The sequence below is a fragment of the Paraburkholderia sp. A1RI_3L genome (assembly GCF_048957895.1).
GTDB classification, from domain to species: Bacteria; Pseudomonadota; Gammaproteobacteria; order Burkholderiales; family Burkholderiaceae; genus Paraburkholderia; species Paraburkholderia kururiensis.
In genome coordinates this window covers 899,860-922,015 of sequence record NZ_JARCHA010000001.1, presented here as the reverse complement: position 1 = coordinate 922,015, position 22,156 = coordinate 899,860, and the positions used below count along the sequence as shown (strand labels likewise).

Genomic DNA, 22,156 nt, shown 5'->3' with positions numbered 1-22,156 from the left:
GCTTTCCTCATGACTGAAACACCCGACTCGCTGCGCGGCTGCCTCGCGCCCGCCAAACTGAACCTTTTCCTGCACATCACGGGGCGCCGGCCCGACGGCTACCACTCGCTGCAGACCGTTTTCCAGCTACTCGCATGGGGCGACACGCTGCACTTCACCGCTCGTGAAGACGGCGAGATCACGCGCAAGACTGAAGTGCGCGGCGTACCGCCCGAACAGGACCTCACCGTACGTGCCGCGACACTGCTCAAGCAGCACACGGGCACGCGCAAAGGCGTCGAGATCGAGATCGAAAAGCGACTGCCGATGGGAGCGGGTCTGGGCGGTGGCAGCTCGGACGCGGCGACCACGCTGCTCGCGCTCAATCGCCTCTGGAAGCTTGATTTGCCTCGCGAGGAACTGCAGTCGCTTGCACTGAAGCTGGGCGCCGACGTGCCCTTCTTCGTCTTCGGCAAAAATGCCTTCGCAGAGGGTGTTGGCGAAGCGCTTCAGGCTGTACAATTGCCGCGGCGTTTTTTTCTCGTTGTCACGCCGCGGGCACATGTCCCGACCGCCGCAATTTTTTCAGACGAGGCGTTGACAAGAGACACGAAAGTCATCACAATGACGGACTTTCTTGCACAGCAAGGTTGCAGCGCAGGATGGCCAGAAAGCTTCGGCCAAAATGACATGCAGCCGGTTGTCGCGGGGAAATACGCGGAAGTTGCGCAGGTGCTGGGATGGTTCGACAACATCGCACCCGCGCGGATGACCGGATCAGGCGCAAGCGTTTTTGCAGCGTTTGCCAGCCGGGCCGAAGCAGAAGCGGCGCAAGCCAAAATGCCGGCAGGTTGGTTGAGCGTAGTAACGGAAAGCCTCGATACCCATCCACTCTTCGCTTTCGCGACATAGGTTTTGCATCATCGGGCAGTCCTACCGGCCCGGTGGAGCTCAAAGTTAGTGTAGGGGAGTCGCCAAGTTGGTTAAGGCACCGGATTTTGATTCCGGCATTCGAGGGTTCGAGTCCTTCCTCCCCTGCCAAAAATTCTCGCATTCCTCCGCCCAGCCTGAAGCAGGTGCATGATGAGCAGCAGCCATGACGGCCTGATGGTTTTTACTGGCAACGCCAATCCTGCGCTTGCTCAGGATGTCGTCAAGATTCTTGGAATTCCCCTCGGTAAAGCAATGGTGAGCCGTTTCTCCGACGGCGAAATCCAGGTTGAAATCCAGGAAAACGTACGCGGCAAAGACGTCTTCGTTTTGCAGTCCACCTGCGCGCCGACGAACGACAATCTGATGGAACTGATGATCATGGTCGATGCGCTCAAGCGCGCATCCGCAGGCCGGATCACCGCAGCCATCCCCTACTTCGGCTATGCCCGGCAAGACCGCCGTCCGCGCTCGGCGCGCGTCGCGATCTCAGCGAAGGTCGTGGCGAACATGCTGGAAATTGCCGGCGTCGAGCGGATCATCACGATGGATCTGCACGCCGACCAGATTCAGGGCTTCTTCGACATTCCGGTCGACAACATCTACGCCACACCCGTGCTGCTCGGCGATCTGCGCAAGCAGAACTACGAGAACCTGCTGGTCGTTTCGCCTGACGTCGGCGGCGTGGTGCGTGCCCGGGCCCTCGCGAAGCAGCTCAACTGCGATCTGGCCATCATCGACAAGCGTCGTCCGAAAGCGAACGTCGCCGAGGTGATGAACATCATCGGTGAAGTGGAAGGCCGTACCTGCGTGATCATGGACGACATGGTCGACACGGCCGGCACGCTTTGCAAGGCAGCACAGGTGCTCAAGGACCGCGGCGCGAAGCAGGTGTTCGCCTACGCCACGCACCCGGTGCTTTCGGGCGGCGCAGGCGAGCGCATTGCCGGCTCGTCGCTCGACGAACTCGTTGTGACGGACACCATTCCGCTTGGCGCAGAAGCCCGTGCCTGCTCGAAGATCCGTTCGCTTTCGTGCGCGGGTCTGCTCGCGGAGACGTTCTCGCGTATCCGCCGCGGCGACTCGGTGATGTCGCTGTTCGCCGAAAGTTAAAGGTTTTGCGGTAAGCGCGGTGTCTCCGGATACCGCGTTTGTTCGCATCAAGGCGCGAGCGAACGAAGGTTCGCGCCATTATGTTGGGGCCCGAGCCAGTGTGCGAAGGCCCCGTTTTTACTGCCTGGTCGCGGGCAGTACATTGGAGAAGCAAGATGAAAGTAGTCGCTTTCGAGCGCAACCTGCAAGGTACGGGTGCGAGCCGCCGCCTGCGCAATACCGGCAAGACGCCGGGCATCGTTTACGGTGCCAGCGCCGAGCCGCAACTGATCGAACTCGATCACAACGCGCTGTGGCACGCCCTGAAGAAGGAAGCCTTCCACTCGTCGATCCTCGACCTGGAAGTGGCCGGCAAGTCGCAGCAAGTGCTGCTGCGCGACGTGCAATACCATCCGTTCCGTCAGCTCGTGCTGCACGTGGACTTCCAGCGCGTTGACGCAAGCCGCAAGCTCCACACGAAGGTGCCGCTGCACTACATGAACCAGGAAACCAACCCGGCCGTGAAGCTGTCGGGCGCGGTTATCTCGCACGTGTTCAACGAAATTGAAGTGGAATGCCTGCCGGCCGCACTGCCTGAGTTCATCGAAGTCGATCTGGCGAAGATCGAAGCAGGTCAGTCGCTGCACGCGAAGGACATTCCCCTGCCGAACGGCGTTGCGCTCACGGCTCACCTCGACGCCGAAAACCCGGTTATCGTTTCGGCGACAATCCCGGCTGGCGCAGCATCCGATGCTGCCGCGGAAGGTGAAGGCGAAGGCGAGAAGCCCGCTGCCTGAGCTGAGGGATAGGGAAGCTATCCTCTCGATCCGTTTCAATGGAACGGACGACGTGACCCGCCGCGGTTCGCCCCGGCGGGTTTTTTTTCGATCGTTGCGTGCCTCGCCCGCGAGCGGCGCGGCCGCGAGAACCTCATCATGATCAGGCTGATCGTCGGGCTCGGGAATCCGGGCGCCGAATACACCGCGACGCGCCACAATGCAGGCTTCTGGCTCGTGGACCAGCTCGCGCGCGAAGCAGGCACGTCGCTGCGCGACGAGCGGCGCTTTCACGGCCACTACGCGAAGGCGCGCCTTTACGGCGAGGAAGTGCATCTGCTCGAGCCGCAGACCTACATGAACCGCTCCGGGCAGTCGGTGGTCGCGCTCGCGCATTTCTTCAAGATCTTGCCCGACCAGATTCTCGTCGCGCACGACGAACTCGATCTGCCGCCGGGCACGATCAAGCTCAAGCTGGGCGGCGGTAGCGGCGGCCACAACGGGCTGAAGGACATCTCCGCCCACCTGTCGACGCAGCACTACTGGCGGCTACGCATCGGCATCGGGCATCCGCGCGACCTCATTCCCGAGAGCGCGCGAGCGGGTGCGAAGCCGGACGTCGCCAATTTCGTGCTGAAGCCGCCGCGCAAGGAAGAGCAGGACGTGATCGATGCGTCCATCGAACGCTCGCTCGCCGTGATGCCGCTCGTGGTCAAGGGCGAACTCGAGCGCGCGATGATGCAACTGCATCGCGTCTGAACACGAACGGGAGACTGTTTTGAGCCGCTACTGGAGCGACATCGTCCATCGACTGGTGCCCTACGTGCCCGGCGAACAGCCGGTGCTCGCGCATCCGGTCAAGCTCAATACCAACGAGAATCCGTATCCGCCTTCGCCTCGCGTGGTCGAGGCCATTCGTCGCGAACTGGGCGACACGGGCGAAGCGCTGCGTCGCTACCCGGACCCGAGCGCCCGCCGGCTGCGCGAAGCCGTGGCCGCGCATCACGGCATCCGGGCAGACCAGGTGTTCGTCGGCAACGGCTCCGATGAAGTGCTCGCGCACGTGTTCCAGGCGCTGCTGAAGCACGCGCATCCCGTGCTTTTCCCCGACGTCACGTACAGCTTCTATCCGACCTACGCGCGGCTCTACGACGTGGCCTACCGCACGGTCGCGCTCGACGAAAGCTTCGCAATCCGTATCGACGACTACACCGCGCCCAACGGCGGCGTGCTGTTTCCGAATCCGAACGCACCCACGGGCCGCGCGTTGCCGCTCGATCAGATCGAAGCGCTCGTGGCGCGCAATACGGAATCGGTGGTGGTGATCGACGAAGCGTATGTGGACTTCGGCGCGCAGTCGGCGGTGAATCTGATCGACCGCTATCCTCATCTGCTCGTGGTGCAGACGGTCTCCAAGGCGCGTTCGCTGGCGGGCATGCGGGTGGGTTTTGCGTTCGGAGATACTGCGCTCATCGAGGCGCTGAACCGCGTGAAGGACAGCTTCAATTCGTATCCGCTCGACCGACTGGCGCAGGTGGCAGCAACCGCGTCGTATGAAGACACCGCGTGGTTCGAAACGAATTGCGCCCGCGTGATTGCAAGCCGGGAACGCCTGACAGCGAAGCTGGAAACACTCGGCTTCGACGTCGTGCCGTCAGCCGCGAACTTCGTGTTCGCGCGCCACAAGGACCACGACGCCGCGATGCTTGCGGCGACTTTGCGCGAGCGCGAAATCTTCGTGCGGCACTTCAAGGCGCCGCGCATCGACCAGTATCTGCGGATTTCGATTGGCACCGACGCGGAGTGCGACACGCTCGTCAGAGCGCTGGGCGAATTGCTCGGCCGGTAAGACCGCCGCCCTCGCCGGGCTAACGCTAGAGGCTAGGCATTCTTCGCGGCCATCAGGCCACGATACTTTTCCATCAGTTGATCGCGCGTCTCCACATGCTGGGGATCGCGCGGAATGCATTCGACCGGACACACCTGCTGGCATTGCGGCTCATCGAAATGGCCGACGCATTCGGTGCATTTGTTCGGGTCGATCACGTAGATTTCCGGGCCCATCGAAATGGCGTCGTTCGGGCACTCGGGCTCGCAAACGTCGCAATTGATGCACTCGTCGGTAATCATCAGGGCCATGCTTTTCTCACTTCCTGCCGGCCTCTTCCAACTGGCGCCGGTCGTTTCCGGTTGATGTCGCGGACGCTGCGAGCCGAAAACGGGGGCGGGGCAAAGAGAGGCCGTGTTTCGTTGCGTTGAACACAGCCGCCAGTTTACGCCGCTTCGTCAAATTGCTCAGGGGTTCTTCGGAATGACGGGGCCGCCCAGCGCCGAGACCTTGTCCTGCAACCATTTCTCGACAGACGGAAACACGAACTTGCTGACGTCGCCGCCCAGTTGGGCAATCTCGCGAACGATGGTGCCCGAGATGAACTGATACTGGTCGGACGGCGTCATGAACATGGTCTCGACGTCCGGCAGCATGTAGCGGTTCATGCCGGCCATCTGAAACTCGTATTCGAAGTCCGACACGGCGCGCAGGCCGCGCACGATCACGCGCGCGTTGTTGCTGCGGACGAAGTCTTTAAGCAGACCTCTGAAGCTCATGACCTGCACGTTCGGATAGTGGCCCAGCACCTCGCGGGCAATGTCGAGGCGTTCGTCGAGCGAGAAGAACGGCTTCTTGTTGCGGCTGTCCGCCACGCCCACCACCAGCGTGTCGAAGATGCTCGACGCCCGCCGCACGAGGTCCTCGTGACCGCGCGTGAGCGGATCGAACGTACCCGGGTACACGGCGACTACCATGTTGTTTCTCCTCTCAACAGACAAATGAGGGCGCCGCGCCAGCGGCGACGGCCATGCCCGCGACCGCGCACGTGACGGCGAGCCGTCCGGCGCTTGTTATGGAACGCGCATTATTCCTCATTTTCGCGCTGCAGCAAATGATAGTGGACCGCCCCTGCCTTGCCGTGGCGAGCCACCGTCCAGCCCGCCAGTGCAGGGGTTTGCGCCGGATCGAGCGGCGCCCCGGCCTCGACATAGAGGAAGCCGTCGGCAGCGACGAGCGGCGCGGCGACCTCCAGCGCACGGTCGAGCGTCGCAGCGTCGCCGAACGGCGGATCGAGAAACACCACGTCGAACGATGCCGGCGTCAGGCCGGCGGCGAGACGCAGGGCGTCCGCCTCCACGACTTCGATCGCTCGCGCATCGAGCCGCGCCTGGTTCGCGCGCAGTTGCGCGGCCGCGCGCGCGTTGCGCTCCACCATGAGCACGCGCTCGGCGCCGCGCGACGCCGCCTCGAATCCGAGTGCGCCGCTGCCCGCGAAAAGGTCGAGACACCGCTCGCCGTCGAGCCGCTGGCCAAGCCAGTTGAAAAGCGTTTCGCGGACGCGGTCGGGCGTAGGCCGCAAGCCATCGAGGTCGAGCACCGGAAGCGGCGTGCGCTTCCAGTCACCGCCGATGATGCGCACGGTGTGAGCCGATTTGCCTCGCACCGGCGCGGCAGCGTGGGCACCATGGGCGCGCGAAGGAGAAGAACGGGACATACGGGTATTAAGCGGGGTAATAAGCGGAGTGGTAAGCGATAAGGTGCCGGAGCGCCCACGTTACCACAGGCCTTCCCGGCGAACGCAGCCCGGCACGCGACCACCGTGCCACGACGAGCCGGGATGCCGCCTGATAAAATGGCGCGTTTGCACGTTCCGCATTCGCGCATCCCCCACTTGCCACGCCACCGTTGCCGCCCGAGGGTCGGGCACAGGGCGTCGGCCCCGCACCAGACACGCCAGATCATGTTCAGTTTTTTCAAGCGATTCAGAGGATCGAAAGCCGCCGAAGGCACGCCCGTCGACGCGCAAGCCGATGTCTCGGCCGAGGTTCAAAGCGAACCCGTGCAACAGCCCGCCGACGTCGCGGAAACCAGACCGCCGCAGGAGGCAGCCGCTCGCGTCACGCCAGCCGCGGCGCCGGTAGCGGCACCGGCACCGGTGCCGTCCGCGCGCCAGCCCGAAGCTGCGCCGCCTCAACAGCGGCCCGCCGTCGATATCCCGGCGCCGGCGCCTGCGCCCACGCCCGCACCACCAGCCGTCACGCCGCCGACCGCAGCAGCACCGCCGGTCGCGACGACGGCTCCCGCCGCGATGCCTGCGCCCGCCCCGACCCAAGCCGCCGCACAACAGGCCACCGCCTGCGCTGCCCAAAGCAGCCAGGCCGACGAAGAATCCGTCGAAACAGTCGAAATCGTTCCGCCGCCCGCACCGGAACCCGAAGCGAAGAAGTCGTGGCTCTCACGGCTTAGAAGCGGTCTCTCCAAAACCAGCTCGAACATTGCGGGCATCTTCGTCGCCACCAAGATCGACGAAGAGCTGTACGAAGAACTGGAGACCGCGCTGCTGATGTCCGATGCAGGGGTGGAGGCCACGGAGTTCCTGCTCGAATCGCTGCGCGAGAAAGTCCGCACGGGCAGGCTCACCGACGCACAGCAGGTGAAAACCGCATTGCGCGGCCTGCTCGTGGACCTGCTGAAGCCGCTCGAGAAATCGCTCGTGCTCGGCCGCGCGCAGCCGCTCGTCATGATGATCGCGGGTGTGAACGGTGCGGGCAAAACCACGAGCATCGGCAAGCTCGCCAAGCATCTGCAGCGCTTCGATCAGTCGGTGCTGCTCGCGGCCGGCGACACATTCCGCGCCGCCGCGCGCGAGCAACTCGCCATCTGGGGCGAGCGCAACAACGTGACGGTGGTCGCGCAGGAAAGCGGCGACCCTGCCGCCGTGATCTTCGACGCGGTGGGCGCCGCGCGCGCGCGCAAGATCGACGTGCTGATGGCCGACACGGCCGGCCGCCTGCCCACCCAGCTCCATCTGATGGAAGAGTTACGCAAGGTGAAGCGCGTGATCGGCAAGGCGCTCGACGGCGCGCCGCACGAAGTGCTGCTCGTGATCGACGCGAACACGGGTCAGAACGCGCTCGCCCAGGTGAAAGCATTCGACGACGCGCTCGGCCTCACCGGCCTCATCGTCACGAAGCTCGACGGCACGGCGAAGGGCGGCATCCTCGCTGCCATCGCGCGGCAGCGGCCGGTGCCGGTGTACTTCATCGGCGTGGGCGAAAAGGTAGAAGACCTGCAGCCGTTCAGCGCCGAGGAATTTGCCGACGCGCTACTGGGCGCGTAGCGCTTCTCGTCGTCCGGCATATAGCGACAAAAAGGGGCGTCCGCCGTGATCGGACGCCCCTTTTTTCATTGCCGCGCGACGCAACCAACGCGCCCGCCGCAGGACGCTCCATCACTCCGAATCCGGCTGCTGCCCCGGCGCCGCCCGCTCGAACGCGTCGAGTTGCGCGGCATGGTCGTAGATGCGCTGGATGGTCGGAAAGCGCGCGGTGTCCACCTTGAAACGCTGCGCGTTGAAGACCTGCGGGATAAGGCAGATGTCCGCAAGCGTGGGCGTATCGCCGAAACACAGCTTGCCCGTGCGCGCATCGCCGGCGAGCCGGGCTTCGAGCGTCTCGAAACCCGCTTCCACCCAGTGCCGGTACCACGCGTCCTTCACGTCGTCGGTCACGCCCACCGTGTGCTTCAGGTACTTGAGCACGCGCAGGTTGTTGAGCGGATGAATCTCGCACGCGATCTGCAGCGCAATGGAGCGCACGTGCGCGCGGTCCACGGCGGTTGCGGGCAGCAGCGGCGGCGTGGGATGCGTCTCTTCGAGATACTCGACGATGGCGAGCGACTGCTGAAGCGCGTGGCCGTCGTCCACGAGCGTGGGCACGATCGCATCGTGATTGAGCTTGCGATACCCGGGCGAAAACTGCTCGCCGCCGCCGCGCAGCAGATGAATCGGCACGTAGTCGTACGGCAGGCCTTTCAGGTTCAGCGCGATCCGCACGCGGTAAGACGCCGAGCTTCGGAAATAGCTGTAAAGCTGCATGTGTTGTGTCTCCTCCCCGCTTCCAGCTCAGATCACGCGCACCGTGAATTCGCCGAGCCCGTCCACGCCGCCCTTCATCACGTCGCCCGGCACGATGGCGCCGACGCCTTCAGGCGTGCCCGTGAAAATCAGGTCGCCCGGCTGAAGCTCGAACAGCGTCGACAGATACGCGATGGTGTCGGCCACCGGCCAGATCAGCTGCGAGATGTCGGAGCGCTGCTTCTCTTCACCGTTCACGGTGAGCCAGATTGCGCCTTTGCCCAGATGGCCGATCTTCGACGCGGGATGAATGGGGCCCACGGGAGCGGAGTAATCGAAGCCCTTCGCGGTGTCCCACGGACGGCCCAGCTTCTTCGCTTCGGCTTGCAGATCGCGGCGGGTCATGTCGAGTCCGAGCGCGTAGCCATACACGTGATCGAGCGCGCGATCGACCGGAATATCCTTGCCGCCTTTGCCGATGGCCGCCACCATTTCCATCTCGAAGTGCACGTTCTTCGAGAGCGACGGATACGGAAACTCACCGGTTTCGCCGGGGGCAACGTACACCACGGCGTCAGCCGGCTTGCCGAAAAAGAACGGCGGCTCGCGGTTCGGATCGTGGCCCATCTCGCGGGCGTGCGCCTCGTAATTGCGGCCCACGCAATAGATGCGGCGCACCGCGAACAACTCGCTGGAACCCGCAACCGGCACCGCTACGACCGGCGCCGGAGCAAACACGTATGTCATGCCGTTCTCCGTCCTGTTGGAAAGCCGCGTGCGCGGCGAGTAAACGATGAGTTTAGCGTGTGCCGCCTGCCGACGCCGGAATGCAGGGTGCCTCGCGGATCGCTCCGGCAACGCCACGGAACCTTCGCCGCGCACCGCCTGTACAGGCACGAGCGCCGGCCGGTAACGATCGCCGGCCACAGCCTCATGCGATACTGAACGCCATTCCGTTTCAATCCGCCCAGGACACGCCGGCCCTCCAGCACCGGCCCGCACCGCTTTTGCCATGAACGAGCCAGCCAATCTTGCCGATCCGTTTCCGTGTGCCCACCTCATCAAGGAGATCGGCCGCGGATCGCACGGCGCGCGCGCCCTTTCGTCCGAGGACACGCACGCGCTCTACGCCGCGATGCTCGACGGCCGGGTGTCGGACCTCGAACTCGGCGCCGTTTTGCTCGCCTACCGCCTGAAAGGCGAAACCGCCGACGAACTCGCCGCCATGCTCGCGGCCGCTCATGCATCGTTTGAGCCGCTCCGCGTGGCCACGGACGCCCACGGCGACGCGGCCTCGACCGTATCGGCGGTTTCCATCCCCAGCTACAACGGTGCGCGGCGCCAGCCCAACCTGGTGCCGCTGCTGGCCTTGCTGCTCGCGCGCGAAGACGTGCCCGTGCTCGTGCACGGCGTGAGCACCGATCCGGGCCGCGTCACCAGCGCGGAAATCTTCGCGGCGCTCGGCGTTGAAGCGGCGCGCTCGCACGACGAAGCCGAAGCGCAACTGGCCTCGCGTCGCCTTGCGTTCACGCCGATCGAAGTGCTCGCGCCGAAGCTCGCGCGGTTGCTCGCCCTGCGACGCCGCATGGGCGTGCGCAACTCGACGCACACACTCGTGAAAATTCTTCAGCCGTTCGCGCCTCCGGGGCTGCGGCTCGTCAACTACACGCACCCGCCCTATCGCGAGAGCCTGACGGCCCTCTTCAACTCGCATCCCGACGTGGCGGCGGGCGGTGCGCTGCTCGCGCGCGGCACCGAAGGCGAGGCCGTGGCCGACACGCGCCGCCAGGTTCAGGTGGACTGGCTGCACGACGGCGTCTGCGAAACGCTCATGGAAGCCGAACGGTCCTCGCCCGAAGCGCCGCAGGCCGAGTTGCCCGAAGCCCGTGACGCCGCCACGACAGCAGCGTGGATCGAGGCCGTGATGCGCGGCGAGGCGCCCGTGCCGCCTGCGATTCAGCGCCAGGTCGAGGTCATCGCCGGCATCGCGAAGCGGCGGGGTGGTTGACACTGCGCGCTGCTCTCGCATACATTCGAGCAATGCGTTCCACCCCGAACACCCTCCGAATTACCTTCGGCCGCCTACCGCGGCCCCTATCGCTACGTCTAGCGTAAGCAAGGCGTAGCGCCGCGCGCCCTCTTCAACGCGCGGTCCTCCCAGCAGTTTCCGTAGTTTCCGTTTCACCCCAAACCGCAGTTCTCTTTACAACCTGTAAGTCGTCAGTATTCGTCCGCTTATCGTGCGGCCGAATCGCGAGGGTCAAATGCACGTCGCGCCTCAGGCGCTCCGTGCAGCGGCAGCAGCCCGCCAGCCGCCCGATGCCCACCGCCCCTCGCAACGACACGACGAATGAGGCTCGCCATGTTGCGTCAACCCGCCGAGAAATACCGCCCCTTCCCCGCCATCCGTTTGAACGGCCGCAAGTGGCCCACGCGCACCATCGAACGCGCGCCCATCTGGATGAGCACTGATCTGCGCGACGGCAACCAGTCGCTGATCGAGCCGATGAGCATTGCCCAGAAGCTCGAATTCTTCGAAATGCTGGTCGCCATCGGCTTCAAGGAGATCGAGGTCGGCTTTCCCTCGGCATCGCAAACCGATTTCGACTTCGTGCGCAAGCTGATCGTCGAAAAGCGCATTCCCGAAGACGTCACGATCGAAGTGCTCGTGCAGTCGCGCGAAGACCTGATCGCGCGGACGTTCGAAGCGCTCGAAGGCGTGCCGCGTGCCATCGTGCATCTGTACAACGCGATTTGTCCGTCGTTCCGCAAGATCGTGTTCGACCAGTCGAAAGACGAAGTGAAGGCGCTCGCCGTGGAGGGCACGAAGCGGATCCGCGCCCACGCCGACGCCCGTCCGCAGACCCACTGGATCTACCAGTACTCGCCCGAAACCTTCAGCATGACCGAGCTCACCTTCGCGCGCGAAGTGTGCGACGCGGTCGCGCAAACCTGGCGCCCCACGCGCGATCACAAGATGATCGTGAATCTGCCCGCCACCGTGGAAGCGGCCACGCCCAACGTGTTCGCGGACCAGATCGAATGGATGGACCGCAACCTCGCCTACCGTGACAGCATCGTGCTCTCCGTGCATCCCCACAACGATCGCGGCACGGCGGTGGCGGCCGCGGAACTGGCGCTGATGGCGGGCGCGGATCGCATCGAAGGCTGCCTCTTCGGCAACGGCGAGCGCACGGGGAACGTGGATCTCGTCACGCTGGCCATGAACCTCTACACGCAAGGCATTGACCCGGGCCTCGATTTCTCGGACATCGACGCGGTGCGCCGCGTCGTGGAGCGCTGCAACCAGATCCCGGTCCACCCGCGCCACCCGTATGCCGGCGATCTCGTGTTCACGGCGTTTTCCGGCTCGCATCAGGACGCCATTCGCAAGGGCTTCGCCCAGCAGCGTCCGGACGCCGTGTGGGAAGTGCCATACCTGCCCATCGATCCCGCCGACCTGGGCCGCAGCTACGACGCGGTGATCCGCGTGAACAGCCAGTCGGGCAAGGGCGGCGCCACCTGGCTGCTGGAGCGCGGCATGGGTTTCACGCCGCCGCGCCGCGTGCAGATCGAGTTCAGCCACGCGGTGCAGGCGGCCACGGATTCGTCGGGCGCGGAGATGTCCGGTGAGTCGATCTGTGTGCTCTTCACGCGCGAATACTTCGAGACGCAGGGCCCGGCGCGCCGCATCAGCGCCGGCAAGCTGCGCTGGAACGAGCGCGATCTCGCGGTGCCGCTTGCGCCCATTGCGCCGATGGCTGCTTCAGCCGCGGACTCGGCGGCCCCGCACGACGCGAACGCGCTCGAAGCTCACGCCCAGGCCATTGTTCGGGCGATGGCCGGCGCATCGGGCGAAGCCGTAGAAATCACGTCTCACGAAACGGCACGCACCGCCGACGGCCGGACAGCCGTGTTCGTGGGCTGCCGCGTGGGTGCACAGGCGGTACGCCACGGCGTAGGCGTTGCCGAGGATGCCGCGACCGCCGTGGCCGACGCCGTGGTAAGCGCCGTCAACCGTGCCGCGTGGCCGGACGTCGACCGGCGCGCAGCGGCTTGAGAGAGGAAAAGGAGAAGCGGCGCCGCAACGGCGCCGTCATTCGATCGCGCAGCGCGTCGCCTGCCAGGCAACGAGACGCCAGTGGCCATCCTCCTGCACCTGGATCGCCGTGTACGCGATGGGAAACAGCAGCGCGCCGTTGTTCGCTTCCATTTCGATAAGCGCGCGGCCGCTGACCACGCAGGTCTCGCGACCCACCGGCAGCACGTCCTGCGACTGGATTTCGATCTGGCGATAGCGGCGGCGGCCGGCCGTGATCGCGTCGATGAACTGCTGCTTCGTTTCGCGCTTGCCGTTCGTGTGAACGTAGATCACGTTGTCCGAAAGCAGCGCGCTGAGCAACGGTCCGTCACCGTCCACCATCGCGCGAAAGCGGTCGCGCTCCAGCGCGCGAATCGCCTCGATCACTTTTGCCGCCATCGCTTGCGCCCCTTATGCATCGGCCGGCCGCCGCGAGAGCAGCCACGATTCAGAAGTTGTACTGCAGGTATAGCTGGCTGAAATTTATACCAGGATTGGGCTCTTTGATACCGGCGTTCGATACATGCTGGAAGCGATAGCCGGCCTGGTACTGCTGATGGTTGCCGAACTGCGCCCCTACGCCCACCATGTCGGCGAACTGGAAGGCCGTGGAAAGCGTATAGGAGGTCGAGATCGTGGGACTGGTGAGCAGCCGCACGCCGACGCCGGCTTCCACGAACGGCCGCACCCAGCCCGAACTCTTCACGAACCGGAGCACCGGCCCCACACCGAACTCGCCGATGTTGTTGTGCACGTTGCCTTCGTCGGTATGCCACCACGCCGCGTGAGCCTCGCCCAGCACCGTGAAGTGCCAGCCGCCGATTTCCCACCACGTGATGTTCGGATCCCAGACAAACCCCAGATCCAGCTTGCGGACATGGTGATCGGCCACCGCGCCCGTCACCTGGATACCGAATTGGTCCGCCGCCGCGCTGCCGGACAGACCCACCAGCGCCGCCGCCAGCGCTGCCTGTGCGACCCGGCCGCGCCACGCCCAGTTTTCTCTGATCATCGAACACCCTGTTAGTCGGATTTTGATCTTGATCGACGAGCGATCGTCCCAACATAGGCCAGCAGATTAGCAAAAACCGAACCTGTCCCTCATCGCTCTTCGCAGCAAATAACTCCTTCAAATTCCGGAAAAATCGACCGCTTTTTGCGGCGCTGCTGGCTTCCGCGAGAATTCTACGCGCGGCCTGACAATTCTGCCCACGGGGCGTCACACTATTAAAAGACGAATTTCGATAGCATTCCGGGAACCTCCGGCCCTGGAATCTATCCAAGAATTAGCACTCGGTAAACCAGAGTGCTAACATGCACCGTACAGTCGAAGTCTGACTTTGCAAGAACCCCAGAGGAGTTCCCATCCGTGAGCAACGCAATGACCCTTCCGAGTACTCTGAGCCCGTCGTCGGCCAAGGCCGCTCCGGCAGGTTCGCTGGCGCTCGCGCAGTTCACGCTTCTGCCCGGCCAGCTGGGCAACATCGACGCCTACATTCAGGCGGTGAACCGGATTCCCATGCTGACGCCCCAGGAAGAGCGTCAGTTTGCCACCGACTACCGTCAGCACAACAACCTCGACGCCGCACGCAAGCTGGTGCTGTCGCACCTGCGCCTCGTGGTGTCCATCGCACGTAATTACCTCGGCTACGGGCTGCCGCATGCCGACCTGATCCAGGAAGGCAACATCGGCCTGATGAAGGCGGTCAAGCGGTTCGATCCGGAGCAGAACGTGCGGCTCGTCTCGTACGCCATCCACTGGATCAAGGCCGAGATCCACGAGTACATCCTGCGCAACTGGCGGATGGTGAAGGTCGCCACCACCAAGGCGCAGCGCAAGCTGTTCTTCAACCTGCGCAGCCACAAGCAGGGCGTGCAGGCGTTCACGCCGGAAGAGATCGAAGGCCTCGCGCAGGAACTGAACGTGAAGCGCGAGGAAGTGGTCGAGATGGAAACGCGCCTCTCCGGTGGCGACGTCGCGCTGGAAGGCCAGGTGGAAGACGGCGAGGAATCGTACGCGCCTATCGCCTGGCTGGCGGATTCGCATAGCGAGCCGACCGCGGTCATCGCCGCGAAGCAGCACGATCGCCTGCAGACGGACGGCATTGCGAGCGCGCTCGAAGCGCTCGATGCACGCAGCCGCCGCATCATCGAAGCGCGCTGGCTCAACGTGGCCGACGACGGCTCGGGCGGCTCCACGCTGCACGAGCTTGCGGACGAGTTCGGCGTGTCGGCCGAGCGCATCCGTCAGATCGAAGCAAGCGCGATGAAGAAGATGCGCACCGCGCTGGCCGAATACGCGTAACTGGACGTGACGGCGGCCGCGGCCATCCGCGGTTGCCGCCCTTCCATCGCTCCCTCTCCAGGCCCGCTGCCCCGAACAGGCAGCGGGCTTTTTTGCGCCTTCGCGCCGGCCTCCCGCCTTTCTGCGACAAATCATCACAACCCGGAAATGGCGACCCGGCGACGATAGAATCTGCGTCCGCCTCTGCGCCGACGCCTTGCAAGCGCGAACTGAAGGCCGCTTGACCTAAATCACGCTTCAGAACGGGGTTCGGGTTAAAAAAAGCACCATCACCCCACCGCATGCCGGACCGCGCACCCTTCGCCGCCCGGCGCGCTCTTCCCGCTTCTCTATGACGCCCGCCTCACCGCACCTGAACAAGACTCTAGATGCCTGGCTCGCGCGCCGCACCGGCTCCGCGCGCGGCGGCCTTCGTCTCGCCGTGGCCGCCGGCCTTGCCGCCGGTTTGCTCGTGATCGTGTCGTCCGCGCTGCTTGCATGGACAGTCAACGCTGTCGTGGTCCAAGGCGCCGCGCTCGCCGACGTGTGGATTGCGCTCGCCGCCATGTTGCCCGTGTTCGCGGCACGCTTCGCGTTCACGCTGGCTTCGGAGCGCCTCGCCTTGCGCGCCGCCGCCAGGGTACGCGGCGAACTGCGCGCCGAACTCGTGCGCAAGATTCACGCGCTCGGCCCGGCGTGGCTCAAGGGCGAAGCAACGGGCGCGCTCGCAAGCCGCGCGGTCACCGGCATCGACGCGCTCGAGGGCTATTACGCCCGCTGGCTGCCCAATCGCGCGCTCACGTCGATGCTGCCCATCGCGATTCTCGTGGTCGTGTTTCCCATCGACTGGGTCTCCGGGCTCGTTCTCACGCTCACCGCGCCGCTGATTCCCGTGTTCATGATTCTGGTGGGCAAGCGTTCGGTCGAAATGAACCAGCGCCAATGGCATCAGTTGACGCGCCTCGCCGCACGGTTTCTCGACACGCTTCAGGGCCTCACCACGCTCAAGCTCTTCAACGCGAGCCGGCGCGAAGCGCAAGTGGTGGCCCGCCTCTCGGAAACGTATCGGCAGAGCACGATGCAGGTGCTGCGCATCGCGTTCCTCTCCGCGGTTGTGCTGGAATTTCTGTCGACGGTGAGCATCGCGATGGTGGCCGTGCTGATCGGTTTCAACCTGCTGTACGGCAAGGTGCATTTCCAGCCGGCGTTCCTCGTTCTGCTGCTCGCGCCCGAGTTCTATCTGCCGCTGCGTACGCTCGGCACGCACTATCACGCGCGCATGGAAGCGATCGGCGCCGTCGAGCACATCGCGGCCATTCTCGATACGCCGCAGCCGCAAACTCACGCTGCACGCACGCCGCTCGCCGCCGCGCAGCAGTACGGCATCGCATTCGACGCGGTCTCCTTCGCCTATGACGCGAACCAGCCGGCGCTGGACCGCGTGAGCTTCGCGCTCGAACCCGGACGCATCACGGCGCTCGTCGGCCCGAGCGGGGCAGGCAAGAGCACGGTGCTGAACCTGCTGCTCGGCTTCGTGGCGAACCAGCAAGGCAGCATCCGCGTCAACGGACAGTCGCTCGCCGAGGTCGATCCGGCAAGCTGGCTCGCACAGGTCGCGTGGGTGCCGCAACGCGCGCACGTGTTCCTCGGCAGCGTGCGCGACAACATCCAGATCGCAAATCCCGCTGCATCGTTCGACGCCGTGCGCGCCGCCGCGCAACAGGCAGGCGCCGACGACTTCATCATGGCGCTCCCGAACGGCTACGACACGCCGCTCGGCGAACGCGGCGCGGGCCTTTCCGGCGGGCAGATCCAGCGCCTCGCGCTGGCACGCGCCTTCCTCAAGGACGCGCCCGTACTGCTGCTCGACGAACCCACGGCCCATCTGGATTCCGCAACGCAGGCGCACATTCACGAAGCCCTGCGCCGGCTCGCGCGTGGCCGCACGGTGCTGCTCGTGGCGCACCGGCCCGCCACCGCGCGACTGGCGGACCACATCGTGGTGCTGGACGGCGGCAAGGTCGCGCAAAGCGGGACGCACGAGGCGTTGATCGGCGAGGACGGGCTGTACCGCAAGTTGATCGGCGCTGGCGTTGACAGAACTGGCCGTACATCGGCCGCAACGCCGCATCCTGCCGCGGGGTGAAGCCATGACGACGAAAACACCCAATACGATGGCCCCGCGCATGCACGTCACAAACAGCACCAACAGCAGCGACGTCGACAATGCGAGCAACACCGCCCGCGCCGATCTCGCGCGCCTCGTCACGCTTTTCCGTCCGTACTGGAAATGGATGGCGGCCGGCATCGCCGTGTCGTTCGTCACGCTGATCGGCAACGTCGCGCTCATGGCGATTTCCGGCTGGTTCATCGCTTCGATGGCGCTCGCCGGCATCAATCACATCGTCTTCGACTACTTCACGCCCGCTGCCCTCATTCGCGCCTGCGCCATCGTGCGCACGGGCGGCCGCTACATCGAACGGCTCGTCACGCACGAAGCCACCTTCCGTCTGCTCGCGAAGCTGCGCGTCTGGTTCTACGAGCGCATCGAACCGCTCGCGCCGGCGTGTCTGCAACACACGCGCGGCGCCGATCTGCTCACGCGCATCCACGCCGACATCGAAAGCCTGAACCACGTCTACCTGCGCGTGATCCTGCCGATGGCAACAGGCGCGCTCGGCGCCCTTTTGATCGTCGCGACGATGGCGGCATTCGACGTGGCAGTGGCGTTCGTCACACTCGTCTTCCTCGCCCTCGCGGGCGTCGTGCTGCCGGCGCTGGTCTATCGGCGTGCGAGCGGCCCGGCCGCGACAGGCATCGCCCAACGCGCGCAGTTGCAGGACGCCATCGTCGACGACCTCCAGGGACTCGCCGAGCTACGCGTGTACGGTGCGGCAGAAGGTCACGCACAACGTATCGAGCAGCTCTCCGGCGCCCTGCTCGATACGCAGGTGAAGCTCAACGACATCAAGGCCATCGCACAGGCGGCCCTCTCCGCAGCGGCGTCGCTTGCGATGTGGGGCGCGCTCTTGATTGCCATTCCGCGCGTCAGCGCAGGCACACTGCCGCCGGCCGACCTCGCGATGCTCGCGCTCTTCGTGCTCGCCAGTTTCGAGGCGGTGGTTCCGCTGCCGCTCGCCATGCAGATGCTTGGCGAAAGCCTCGCCGCCGCGCGGCGCATCTTCGCGCTCGTCGACGCGCAACCCGCCGTGCACGACCCCGAAACCGCCACGCCGCTCGCCGCGAGCAACGACCTGCGATTCAGCCACGTCGGCATGCGCTATCCCGACGCGGATCACGCCGTGCTCCACGACGTGTCGTTCGATCTGCCCGCGGGACGGCGGCTCGCCATCGTGGGCGGCAGCGGCGCGGGCAAGACCAGCATCGCGAACCTGCTGTTGCGCTTCTGGGACTACCAGCAAGGCAGCATTACGTTGGGCGGCGTCGAGCTGCGCGAGGCCGCTGCCACGGATCTGCGCGCACGCATCGCCGTCGTCGCGCAGGACACCTATCTCTTCAACGCGACGATCCGCGAAAACCTGCTGCTCGCCCGGCCCGACGCCGACGAAGCCGCGCTCGAAGCCGCCTGTCGGGCGGCCCAGTTGCACGACTTCATCCAGAGCTTGCCGCAGGGGCTCGACACCGAGATCGGCGAGGCGGGCACCCGCTTGTCCGGCGGCCAGGCGCGGCGCCTTGCGGTCGCGCGCGGCCTGCTGCGCGACGCGCCCATCCTGATTCTCGACGAACCCACGGAAGGCCTCGACACGGCTACCGAAGCCGATTTGCTGCGCTCGATCATGCAGCTCATGGAAGGCCGCACGGTGCTGCTCATCACGCACCGGCTGTCTGCGCTCGCCGGGCTGGTGGACGAGGTGATCGTGCTGGACGAAGGGCGCATCGTCGAACAGGGCGCCGCGCAAACCCTGCTCGCGCGCGACGGCGCCTTCTCCACGCTCCTGCGCAACGACAGCGTTCAGCCAGCCGGGCAAGACGTCTGACATGCGCGCCGCATGAGACGGCTGTTTTGACCTGCGACAAAAACCCGGCATCGCGAACTTCTTACCATCGATATGTCCACACCAGCGTTAGGGAAATTGCTGAGGTGGACACGGCATCGGACCGCGCGACCGCCTGCTACAGCAGGCGCGGCCAAGCGATCCGACCCACACGCACGGCCGGCGGGAAGTCGCACAAAGATGACTCTGCTCGTCATAGAAACAAGACCAGAGGGTAGGCATGGCACGTTCGCGACCTTATGCCACACGCGACAGTAGCCACACGCGGCAGCGCTTCACGTTGAGGCGCTCCCACACAGCAGCCCACCCCGCAACCGCTTCAAATCGCCTTGACTGGAGTGTCAAATGATCAACGATACCGTGGTTGAGCTATCGCGAATCCAGTTCGCCGCCACCGCGCTTTACCACTTTCTGTTCGTCCCGCTGACGTTGGGGATGTCGTTCATGTTGGCGGCCATGGAAACCGTCTACGTGATCACCGGCAAACCCATCTACCGGCAGATGACGGAATTTTGGGGAAAGCTGTTCCTCATCAACTTCGCGCTCGGCGTTGCGACGGGTCTCACGATGGAGTTCGAGTTCGGCACGAACTGGTCGTTCTACTCGGGCTTCGTCGGCGACATCTTCGGTGCGCCGCTCGCCATCGAAGGCCTGATGGCGTTCTTCATGGAATCGACCTTCATCGGCCTCATGGTGTTCGGCTGGAAGCAGCTTTCCAAAGGCAAGCACCTGATGGTCACGTATCTCGTGGCATTCGGCTCGAACTTCTCCGCGCTCTGGATTCTGGTCGCCAACGGCTTCATGCAGAACCCCGTGGGCGCCACGTTCAATCCCGTCACGATGCGCATGGAGCTGACCAACTTCGGAGCGTTGATCTTCAGCAACGACGCGCAAACGAAGTTCGTCCACACCAGCGTGGCGGGCTACGTGACCGCGGCGATCTTCGTGACCGCCGTGAGCGCGTATTACCTCGCGCGCAAGCGTCACGTGGAACTCGCCAAGCGCTCGTTCCAGATGGCGAGCATCTTCGGCGTGCTGTCGGTTGCGGGTGTGCTGACGCTGGGCGACGCGCTCGGCTTCGTGGCCGCGCAGGCGCAGCCTTCGAAGCTCGCCTCGATGGAAGCCATGTGGCAGACCGAACCGGCGCCGGCGCCGTTCAACATCGCGGCCTGGCCTGACAACGAGACGCGCAAGAACACGTGGGCGTTGCAGGTGCCGTACGTGCTCACGCCGCTCATGACGCACACCATGGACACGCCGGTCCCCGGTGTGGACCAGATCGTCGCGGACGCCGCCAAGCGCATCAAGAACGGCATTCCCGCCGTCAACGCGCTGAAGGTGCTGAGCAGCAATCCGACCGATCCCGCCGCGCTCGCGCAGTTCAACGCGCACAAGGCCGACCTCGGCTACGGCTTCCTCGTGAAGCGCTACGCAGCAGGTCAAGACACCGCCAACGCCACGGACGCCGACATCGCCAAGGCATCGCAGTCGGTCGTGCCGAACGTGTTCTGGATGTTCTGGGTGTTCCGCCTGATGGTGGCGCTGGGCCTCTTGATGCTCGCCTACTTCGTGATCGCCGTGATCCTCTCGCTGCGCGGCGACGTGGGCCGTCAACAGTGGTTCCTGAAGCTCGCGCCGTGGATGATCCCGGTGCCGTTCCTCGCCTGCGAAATGGGCTGGCTCACGGCGGAAATCGGTCGTCAGCCGTGGACGGTGTTCGGCCTGCTGCCCACCTGGATGTCCGCATCGAGCCATAGCGTGGGCTACATGACGTTCTCGCTGATCGGCTTCGTGCTGCTCTACTCGATCTTCATCGCCGTCGAGGCCTACCTGATGGTGAAGTTCATCCGCAAGGGTCCGGACGAAGACCATGCTGAACCGGGCGCCACGCCCACCATCCTCACCCCGGCATTCGCCAACGACACCGCGCGGTGATCCGCAAGGAACAAGACCATGGAACTCTATCTAATCCTCAAAGTGCTCTGGTGGCTGCTGCTCGGCGTGCTGCTCATCGGGCTTGCGACGATGGTCGGCATGGACATGGGCGTGGGCGCGCAACTGCGCTTCGTCGGCCGCACCGACGTTGAACGGCGCGTCGCGATCAACACGATCGCCCCGCACTGGGACGGCAACCAGGTGTGGTTCATCCTGGGCGGCGGCGCGATCTTCGCGGCGTTCCCGCTTATCTACGCCACCGCGTTCTCCGGCCTCTACATCGTGATGCTGCTCCTGCTGTGGACCATGATCATGCGTCCCATCGGCTTCGAGTACCGCAGCAAGATCGACTCGCCCACGTGGCGCGGCGCATGGGACTGGGCGCTGGTGGCAAGCGGCGTCGTGCCGATGATCGTGTACGGCGCGGGCGTGGGCAACATGTTCGTGGGCGTGCCGTTCCACTTCAACTGGGACCTCACCTCGTACTACACGGGCAGCTTCATTACGCTCTTCAACCCGTTCGCGGTGCTGTGCGGCGTGCTCTCGCTGGCGATGTCGCTGTACATGGGCGCAGCCATGCTCGTGGGTCGTGCCGAAGGCGCGGTCCAGCAACGCGCGAAGAGCGTGGCGACCGTCGCCGTGATTCTCGCGGTCGTGGTGTTCTCGGTGTGCGGCGTGTGGGTCTCGCAGATGCAGGGCTACCGTCTCGTGCATTCGGTCAGCCCGGCGCTCGCGCAAACGCCATTGCAACAACAGGTGGTCGAACTGGCCGCAGGAGCCTGGCTCGGCAACTTCAAGAGCTACCCGATTCTGTGGATCGTGCCGGCACTCGGCTATGTGGGCCTGATTCTCGGCCTGCTCTCGCTGCGCGCGGGCCGCTCGACGCTCGCGTGGTGGCTCGGCGCGATTGCATGGATCGGCGTGATCGGCACGGCCGGCACGGCGCTCTTCCCGTTCCTGATGCCGTCGTCCAGCATGCCTAACCAAAGTCTCACTGTCTGGAACTCGGTCTCGAGCCAAACGACACTCACCTGGATGACCGGCTGGACCGTGGTGTTCGTGCCGATCGTGCTCGGCTACACGAGCTGGGCGTTCCACGTGATGCGCGGCAAGGTCAAGGCGGACCAAATCGAAACCGATCCGCACGCATATTGAGG

20 protein-coding genes and 1 tRNA gene are annotated in these 22,156 nt (G+C 64.9%); 14 read left to right on the top strand and 7 right to left on the bottom strand.

What is annotated here, in order from left to right; all coding sequences use genetic code 11:
• Positions 1-9: 9 nt before the first annotated feature.
• From ispE to hisC, 6 genes are all read left to right on the top strand, one after another.
• Entirely contained in the window at positions 10-891 is an 882-nt protein-coding gene (gene ispE / locus PXJ20_RS04340) for a 4-(cytidine 5'-diphospho)-2-C-methyl-D-erythritol kinase (RefSeq protein WP_421030246.1), read from the top strand.
• A 52-nt stretch (positions 892-943) separates the two neighbouring features.
• Positions 944-1,020 (top strand) — tRNA-Gln (locus PXJ20_RS04335).
• Positions 1,021-1,059: 39 nt separating this feature from the next.
• Positions 1,060-2,022: a ribose-phosphate pyrophosphokinase gene (locus PXJ20_RS04330; RefSeq protein WP_176049014.1), complete on the top strand. Its 963-nt coding sequence runs from the start codon at positions 1,060-1,062 to the stop codon at positions 2,020-2,022.
• Between the two features lie 155 nt (positions 2,023-2,177).
• Complete coding sequence (locus tag PXJ20_RS04325; RefSeq protein ID WP_017772640.1) at positions 2,178-2,798, top strand: 50S ribosomal protein L25/general stress protein Ctc; 621 nt, start codon at positions 2,178-2,180, stop codon at positions 2,796-2,798.
• A gap of 138 nt (positions 2,799-2,936) precedes the next feature.
• A complete protein-coding gene (pth, locus tag PXJ20_RS04320; protein WP_421030245.1) occupies positions 2,937-3,536 on the top strand; it encodes an aminoacyl-tRNA hydrolase in 600 nt (199 codons plus the stop codon).
• Positions 3,537-3,555: 19 nt separating this feature from the next.
• Positions 3,556-4,626, top strand: a complete 1,071-nt coding sequence (gene hisC / locus PXJ20_RS04315) for a histidinol-phosphate transaminase (protein ID WP_421030244.1) — start codon at positions 3,556-3,558, stop codon at positions 4,624-4,626.
• A 32-nt stretch (positions 4,627-4,658) separates the two neighbouring features.
• Here the strand turns inward: hisC and PXJ20_RS04310 are convergent, their stop codons facing one another.
• The 3 genes from PXJ20_RS04310 to rsmD form a co-directional block, all read right to left on the bottom strand.
• Complete coding sequence (locus PXJ20_RS04310) at positions 4,659-4,916, bottom strand: YfhL family 4Fe-4S dicluster ferredoxin (RefSeq protein ID WP_017772637.1); 258 nt, start codon at positions 4,914-4,916, stop codon at positions 4,659-4,661.
• 156 nt (positions 4,917-5,072) lie between these two features.
• On the bottom strand, positions 5,073-5,582 hold the full coding sequence (coaD, locus tag PXJ20_RS04305) for a pantetheine-phosphate adenylyltransferase (protein WP_199541745.1): 510 nt from the start codon (positions 5,580-5,582) through the stop codon (positions 5,073-5,075).
• A 110-nt stretch (positions 5,583-5,692) separates the two neighbouring features.
• On the bottom strand, positions 5,693-6,322 hold the full coding sequence (rsmD, locus tag PXJ20_RS04300; RefSeq protein ID WP_126877671.1) for a 16S rRNA (guanine(966)-N(2))-methyltransferase RsmD: 630 nt from the start codon (positions 6,320-6,322) through the stop codon (positions 5,693-5,695).
• A 246-nt stretch (positions 6,323-6,568) separates the two neighbouring features.
• Between rsmD and ftsY the strand changes: the two genes are divergently transcribed.
• Complete coding sequence (ftsY, locus tag PXJ20_RS04295; protein ID WP_421030243.1) at positions 6,569-7,948, top strand: signal recognition particle-docking protein FtsY; 1,380 nt, start codon at positions 6,569-6,571, stop codon at positions 7,946-7,948.
• Between the two features lie 111 nt (positions 7,949-8,059).
• On the opposite strand, the gene maiA is transcribed toward ftsY, so the two are convergent.
• Together maiA and PXJ20_RS04285 are read right to left on the bottom strand one after the other, a co-directional pair.
• Entirely contained in the window at positions 8,060-8,704 is a 645-nt protein-coding gene (maiA, locus tag PXJ20_RS04290; RefSeq protein WP_421030242.1) for a maleylacetoacetate isomerase, read from the bottom strand.
• 27 nt (positions 8,705-8,731) lie between these two features.
• Positions 8,732-9,430, bottom strand: a complete 699-nt coding sequence (locus PXJ20_RS04285; RefSeq protein WP_421030241.1) for a fumarylacetoacetate hydrolase family protein — start codon at positions 9,428-9,430, stop codon at positions 8,732-8,734.
• Between the two features lie 265 nt (positions 9,431-9,695).
• Between PXJ20_RS04285 and ybiB the strand changes: the two genes are divergently transcribed.
• Both ybiB and leuA read left to right on the top strand, forming a co-directional pair.
• Entirely contained in the window at positions 9,696-10,691 is a 996-nt protein-coding gene (gene ybiB, locus PXJ20_RS04280) for a DNA-binding protein YbiB (protein WP_421030240.1), read from the top strand.
• 354 nt (positions 10,692-11,045) lie between these two features.
• A complete protein-coding gene (gene leuA / locus PXJ20_RS04275; RefSeq protein WP_421030239.1) occupies positions 11,046-12,743 on the top strand; it encodes a 2-isopropylmalate synthase in 1,698 nt (565 codons plus the stop codon).
• 36 nt (positions 12,744-12,779) lie between these two features.
• Here leuA and PXJ20_RS04270 read toward each other — a convergent pair whose 3' ends face one another.
• The gene (locus PXJ20_RS04270; RefSeq protein ID WP_017772628.1) at positions 12,780-13,163 is read right to left on the bottom strand and encodes a nuclear transport factor 2 family protein; all 384 of its coding nucleotides are present in this window, start codon (positions 13,161-13,163) and stop codon (positions 12,780-12,782) included.
• Between the two features lie 49 nt (positions 13,164-13,212).
• Positions 13,213-13,776: an acyloxyacyl hydrolase gene (locus tag PXJ20_RS04265; RefSeq protein WP_199541752.1), complete on the bottom strand. Its 564-nt coding sequence runs from the start codon at positions 13,774-13,776 to the stop codon at positions 13,213-13,215.
• Positions 13,777-14,133: 357 nt separating this feature from the next.
• On the opposite strand from PXJ20_RS04265, the gene rpoH reads away from it, so the two are divergent.
• The 5 genes from rpoH to cydB all read left to right on the top strand — a co-directional run bounded on the left by rpoH (position 14,134) and on the right by cydB (position 22,154).
• Positions 14,134-15,069 (top strand): RNA polymerase sigma factor RpoH, encoded by a 936-nt coding sequence (gene rpoH / locus PXJ20_RS04260; protein ID WP_026121009.1) that lies wholly within the window; start codon positions 14,134-14,136, stop codon positions 15,067-15,069.
• Positions 15,070-15,400: 331 nt separating this feature from the next.
• A complete protein-coding gene (gene cydD / locus PXJ20_RS04255) occupies positions 15,401-17,194 on the top strand; it encodes a thiol reductant ABC exporter subunit CydD (protein ID WP_421030238.1) in 1,794 nt (597 codons plus the stop codon).
• Between the two features lie 4 nt (positions 17,195-17,198).
• The gene (cydC, locus tag PXJ20_RS04250) at positions 17,199-19,046 is read left to right on the top strand and encodes a thiol reductant ABC exporter subunit CydC (protein WP_421030237.1); all 1,848 of its coding nucleotides are present in this window, start codon (positions 17,199-17,201) and stop codon (positions 19,044-19,046) included.
• 363 nt (positions 19,047-19,409) lie between these two features.
• Positions 19,410-20,999 carry a cytochrome ubiquinol oxidase subunit I gene (locus tag PXJ20_RS04245; RefSeq protein WP_126877678.1) on the top strand — a complete coding sequence of 530 codons (1,590 nt, stop codon included), beginning with the start codon at positions 19,410-19,412 and terminating at the stop codon, positions 20,997-20,999.
• Between the two features lie 18 nt (positions 21,000-21,017).
• Positions 21,018-22,154 carry a cytochrome d ubiquinol oxidase subunit II gene (gene cydB / locus PXJ20_RS04240; protein ID WP_017772622.1) on the top strand — a complete coding sequence of 379 codons (1,137 nt, stop codon included), beginning with the start codon at positions 21,018-21,020 and terminating at the stop codon, positions 22,152-22,154.
• The last annotated feature ends 2 nt before the right edge of the window (positions 22,155-22,156 follow it).

Coding starts and splice junctions, on each gene's coding strand:
- ispE (WP_421030246.1), top strand. CDS start 10: ATGACTGAAACACCCGACTCGCTGCGCGGCTGCCTCGCGCCCGCCAAA.
- PXJ20_RS04330 (WP_176049014.1), top strand. CDS start 1,060: ATGATGAGCAGCAGCCATGACGGCCTGATGGTTTTTACTGGCAACGCC.
- PXJ20_RS04325 (WP_017772640.1), top strand. CDS start 2,178: ATGAAAGTAGTCGCTTTCGAGCGCAACCTGCAAGGTACGGGTGCGAGC.
- pth (WP_421030245.1), top strand. CDS start 2,937: ATGATCAGGCTGATCGTCGGGCTCGGGAATCCGGGCGCCGAATACACC.
- PXJ20_RS04310 (WP_017772637.1), bottom strand. CDS start 4,916: ATGGCCCTGATGATTACCGACGAGTGCATCAATTGCGACGTTTGCGAG.
- coaD (WP_199541745.1), bottom strand. CDS start 5,582: ATGGTAGTCGCCGTGTACCCGGGTACGTTCGATCCGCTCACGCGCGGT.
- rsmD (WP_126877671.1), bottom strand. CDS start 6,322: ATGTCCCGTTCTTCTCCTTCGCGCGCCCATGGTGCCCACGCTGCCGCG.
- ftsY (WP_421030243.1), top strand. CDS start 6,569: ATGTTCAGTTTTTTCAAGCGATTCAGAGGATCGAAAGCCGCCGAAGGC.
- maiA (WP_421030242.1), bottom strand. CDS start 8,704: ATGCAGCTTTACAGCTATTTCCGAAGCTCGGCGTCTTACCGCGTGCGG.
- PXJ20_RS04285 (WP_421030241.1), bottom strand. CDS start 9,430: ATGACATACGTGTTTGCTCCGGCGCCGGTCGTAGCGGTGCCGGTTGCG.
- ybiB (WP_421030240.1), top strand. CDS start 9,696: ATGAACGAGCCAGCCAATCTTGCCGATCCGTTTCCGTGTGCCCACCTC.
- leuA (WP_421030239.1), top strand. CDS start 11,046: ATGTTGCGTCAACCCGCCGAGAAATACCGCCCCTTCCCCGCCATCCGT.
- PXJ20_RS04270 (WP_017772628.1), bottom strand. CDS start 13,163: ATGGCGGCAAAAGTGATCGAGGCGATTCGCGCGCTGGAGCGCGACCGC.
- PXJ20_RS04265 (WP_199541752.1), bottom strand. CDS start 13,776: ATGATCAGAGAAAACTGGGCGTGGCGCGGCCGGGTCGCACAGGCAGCG.
- cydD (WP_421030238.1), top strand. CDS start 15,401: ATGACGCCCGCCTCACCGCACCTGAACAAGACTCTAGATGCCTGGCTC.
- cydC (WP_421030237.1), top strand. CDS start 17,199: ATGACGACGAAAACACCCAATACGATGGCCCCGCGCATGCACGTCACA.
- PXJ20_RS04245 (WP_126877678.1), top strand. CDS start 19,410: ATGATCAACGATACCGTGGTTGAGCTATCGCGAATCCAGTTCGCCGCC.
- cydB (WP_017772622.1), top strand. CDS start 21,018: ATGGAACTCTATCTAATCCTCAAAGTGCTCTGGTGGCTGCTGCTCGGC.